4 protein-coding genes are annotated in these 4,407 nt (G+C 56.5%); 3 read left to right on the forward strand and 1 reads right to left on the reverse strand.

Annotated elements, in window-relative coordinates; translation table 11 throughout:
* The 3 genes from AAC035_RS19055 to AAC035_RS19065 all read left to right on the forward strand — a co-directional run.
* A partial coding sequence (locus AAC035_RS19055) for an aminoacetone oxidase family FAD-binding enzyme (RefSeq protein WP_339806690.1) occupies positions 1 to 751 on the forward strand: 751 nt, incomplete at its 5' end.
* A gap of 571 nt (positions 752 to 1,322) precedes the next feature.
* Positions 1,323 to 2,777 carry an undecaprenyl-phosphate glucose phosphotransferase gene (locus AAC035_RS19060; protein ID WP_339806691.1) on the forward strand — a complete coding sequence of 485 codons (1,455 nt, stop codon included), beginning with the start codon at positions 1,323 to 1,325 and terminating at the stop codon, positions 2,775 to 2,777.
* A 175-nt stretch (positions 2,778 to 2,952) separates the two neighbouring features.
* The gene (locus AAC035_RS19065; RefSeq protein WP_339806692.1) at positions 2,953 to 4,086 is read left to right on the forward strand and encodes a hypothetical protein; all 1,134 of its coding nucleotides are present in this window, start codon (positions 2,953 to 2,955) and stop codon (positions 4,084 to 4,086) included.
* Positions 4,087 to 4,149: 63 nt separating this feature from the next.
* On the opposite strand, the gene AAC035_RS19070 is transcribed toward AAC035_RS19065, so the two are convergent.
* A partial coding sequence (locus AAC035_RS19070) for a WecB/TagA/CpsF family glycosyltransferase (RefSeq protein WP_339806693.1) occupies positions 4,150 to 4,407 on the reverse strand: 258 nt, incomplete at its 5' end.

The raw sequence follows: 4,407 nt of genomic DNA on the forward strand, positions 1-4,407 counted from the left end.
CAACACCTCTGGCGGCAGTTTCCGCTGCAACTCGCTGGTGGTGGCCAGCGGCGGTCTGTCGATTCCCACCATGGGCGCAACCGGCTTCGGTTACGACCTCGCCCGTCAGTTCGGGCTGACCGTTCTGCCGACCCGGGCAGGACTGGTGCCATTTACCCTGCACCCGGAACTCAAATCGCAGCTGGCCCCGCTTTCGGGCATCAGTTGCCCGGTTGAAGTGAGCTGCCAGGGAGAACAGTTCCGGGAACCCATGCTGGTCACCCACAGAGGCCTCAGTGGGCCTTCCATGTTGCAGATTTCCAGTTTCTGGCACCCGGGTGACAGCATTGGCATCAACCTGATGCCCACGCAACGGGTTCTTGACGACCTGATGGCCCTGCGTCACGCCCGGCCCCAGAGTTCGATATTGCAGTATCTGAACCAGCACTTGCCAAAACGCTTCGCTGCGGCCTTCAACGATCTGCACCGGTGGCAGGGTCCGCTGCAAGGCTATCGCAATCAGGACCTGGAGGTGGTGGCCAGAACCCTGACGAGCTGGCAGATCAAACCCGCAGGTACCGAGGGCTACCGCACCGCCGAGGTCACCCTTGGCGGGGTGGATACCCGACAGCTATCCTCAAAAACCATGGCAGCAAACCTGCGCCCTGACCTGTTCTTCATTGGCGAAGTGGTGGATGTCACCGGACACCTGGGCGGCCACAATTTTCAATGGGCCTGGGCGTCCGGTGTTGCTGCCGGCGAGGCGGCCTGACCCCGCTCAACCCAACGTGGCAGGTGGCAGCGACGGCCGATCGTCAGGGCCGTGGGCTGGAAGAACGATAACAGGAACACACGTTGCTGGTGACCCATTGTCGAACACCTTCTTCCACCAGCGCCCAACACCCAGCCGGCTAACCACATTAGTATTAATACATGTTTAATAATAAAACATGGAATTATAGTGGCCATATTATAGTTACAAAATAAACAATAAGTGCTGACACCCTTTTATTACATAAACATTTATATAGTCGACAAGCCCCATTAAGCTTAATTAACGGCCTTTCAGGCAACACGAAAACCACCGCAACAACCGACTTATTCATTGAATTTTATGAATTATTTCAGCGCATTCCGCGCTGGCGCCAGACTGTCTACCTACAGAGAATACATGTCTTTGCGTCCCTTGGATGCCTTACAATCCATTCTTCTGTTTATAAACCGATCCGCCATATATATTTTTGTCGGGGCCGCCTTCTGTGGCCCGGAAAATGCAATCAGGCATTCATAAGTACTTATGGAGTGTGCTTTTCGCTATACCCAGGGAAATTCATGGAGGATTTATGGGGAGTCAGCAAACGGAACAACGAGCCCAGGTCTTGCCCGCTGCGTCCGGAAGTACAACGACCGTCAGGCTCCACCGTTCCAACATTCTTGCCTTTTTCAGGGCGTTCGACAGTTTTCTCGTTATTGGTACCCTCTGGATGTCGCTGTTTCTTGTGGGAGTCTCCTGGAACAACAGTTACACCTGGCTCGGCGTTGTTGCCATTACCGCCTTCGTTTACTTCACCGAAAGCAATGAGGTCTATCACCTGTGGCGAGGCTTCTCGACACCTGCTCTGGCTAATCGTCTGCTTCTGGCGTGGCTGGGAACCTCGATTGTACTGCTGATTGTCGCCCTGATATTGGGACTGATCGTCAACGTCAACCTGACAGCTATCCTGTCATGGCTGGTGATCACACCGGTGGTGATCATTTTCTGCCACTGGTTGCGCCGCAAGTTTCTCGCACTGTTCCGGCGTCAGAGCTCCCAGCGACGCATTGCAATCGTTGGCGCCACGCCCCTCGGACAGCGGCTCACCACCGCCATTCAGAATCTGCCATGGATGGGTTACCAGATTCAGGGCTATTACGACGACCGGCAACCGTCCGGTGACCCCTTGCGACGACTTGATGACAACGAGATGCGGGTGGAAGGCACCCTTGCTAACCTTCAGACCGCAGCCCGAAACGGTGAGGTGGACATGATCTTCATCACCCTCCCCATGGCGGCGGAGCGCCGGGTCCGGAAACTGGTGCATGAACTGGCTGACACTACAGTATCGGCCTACATCATTCCCGACGTGTTCGGATTTGATCTGCTGCATTCGAGGCTGACAGCGTTTCAGGGCATACCGGCTGTCAGTATCTATGATTCCCCGCTGGCGGATCAGGGCCTGAACAAACGGCTGTTCGATATCATCTGCACCCTCGGCATCCTGGCACTGGCGGCCATTCCCATGCTGATCGTTGCCATTGGCGTCAAGCTTGACTCACCCGGCCCGATACTTTTCAAACAGGCCCGATACGGTGTGGGTGGAGAGAAAATCAAAGTCTGGAAGTTCCGCAGCATGAAAGTCTGCGAAGACGACGGGCAGGTTATCCAGGCGACCCGTAATGATCCGAGGATTACCCGGTTTGGCGCCATGCTGAGACGTACGTCACTGGATGAACTGCCACAACTGTTTAATGTGCTTGAGGGCTCCATGTCACTGGTCGGACCCAGGCCTCACGCAGTCTCTCACAACGAGTTTTATCGGGCTCAGATCCAGGGCTATATGCTGCGCCATAAAGTCAAACCGGGCATTACCGGCCTTGCCCAGATCAGCGGTTTTCGTGGAGAAACCGAAACCATGGACAAAATGGTCGGTCGTATTGCCTACGATCTTGACTATATTCGTAACTGGTCACTGGCACTGGATATCAAGATCCTGTTTCTGACCGCATTCCGGGGCTTCGTCGGGCAGTCAGCGTATTGAACCTGACAACCCCCGTGTCATCAGAACTCGCACACGGACATCAAGGATGATCAGTATGCCACTCAGCAGGCGTCAGATAACTGTCGCTACCGGACCCTCATCGGTCTTGTCACTTTCCCCCACAGGACCTGCTTCGGGCTATCCTGGCCGATTCGCAGTTATCGGGTGCCTGACCATGGTTCTATTCTGTAGCCTGGTTCCCGGACGGGTAATGGCCGATGCCAATGACACCCTCCGTATCAGTGCAAGCCTGCGCCAGAGCTGGGATGACAATTACAACCGCAGTTCGGACGCCAGACCGGAGGAGATCACCATTGCCGCGGCCGGTCTTGCCTTTAACAAGAAAATCAGCCAGCAGCAACTGTCTGCCAATCTGGGCGTCTCACGGTATGAACATAATCGTCGGGACTTTCTCGACGCCACCACCTGGCGTGGCGGTGCCGCCTGGATCGGCCAGCTTGGCAACGCCCTGCGCACGCGCCTGAGCTGGAACCGTTACGAGCAACCGGTGGACCGGGCAGAATTCATCGGCAAGGATATTCTTACGTTTGACCATCGTCAGGCCAGTATCAGTCTTGTTCCCGGCAATCATTGGCGGTTTCCGGCGGGCGTTCGCCGCAACGCACTGGAACACTCCAATCCAGGCCAGCTAGCCATCAATTACGAAGACCGTGAAGCATTTATCGGTATAGGGTACGTCAGCAACCGCCGCTCCACCATCTCCCTCGAGCTGGTGCGGGGAGAACGGGATTACCCCAGGCAGAACCTCAACCGGCCCGACGACATTCCACCAGGTGCCGACCTGAATTATGACTACATCAATACGGCACTCAGCAGTACCTGGGTGGTAACCAGCAAGACACAGCTTGAAGGCCGGGTGGACTATTTCCAGCGCGACGGTGAAGTCAACGACGGCAATGGCAGCCAGGTCAGTCTGGACGGCCGATGGAAAGCCACTGACAAACTGAGCCTCCCGAGCGGCTATCAGTTTGCTCAGCCAGCCGTTGGCGAAACATCTGACAGCCCTTCAGAGGTGCAGCGGTTGTTTGTTGAGGCGGAGTGGCAGGCAACACCAAAGCTGGAGCTGACGACGCGCCTGTCTCATGCCAGGCTGGCCTATGAGCCCCGGACAACCCTGCCCGCCCGCACGGAAAAAGGCTATCGCTGGGTACCGTTGGCGGCCCGCTATCAGTTTACCGAGCAGTTCGGACTGACACTGGCGGGGTCCTTACTCAAACAACAGTCCCCTGTCGCTGACCGGGACTACATTGCCAGGGAATTCAGCATGGGCATGCAGTTCCAGTTCTGAACCCGGATCAATGTGCAACCCGGGACCGGTGACCCCATGGCAGCGTCGGGACAGCTCCGGGCATCAGCTTTCGATTCTGGACTGATGTCGCCAGCGGCGACAACGAATCAGAAACCGTCCAATATCAATGGTGTACCGCCGGAACAGCCGGCGCGGCTCGAGGCTGAGCCGGTACAGCCACTCCAGACGACAGGACCGTATCCATTCCGGGGCCCGCGGTTTGTCTCCCGCCAGAAAGTCCAGCAACGCCCCCACGCCCATCAGCCAGCGGGCATCCAGCTGGTGTCGATGATCCAGAATCCAGCGCTCCTGAACGGGATT

This window comes from uncultured Marinobacter sp. (assembly GCF_963974375.1).
Lineage (GTDB): Bacteria > Pseudomonadota > Gammaproteobacteria > Pseudomonadales > Oleiphilaceae > Marinobacter.

Coding starts and splice junctions, on each gene's coding strand:
- AAC035_RS19060 (WP_339806691.1), top strand. CDS start 1,323: ATGGGGAGTCAGCAAACGGAACAACGAGCCCAGGTCTTGCCCGCTGCG.
- AAC035_RS19065 (WP_339806692.1), top strand. CDS start 2,953: ATGGTTCTATTCTGTAGCCTGGTTCCCGGACGGGTAATGGCCGATGCC.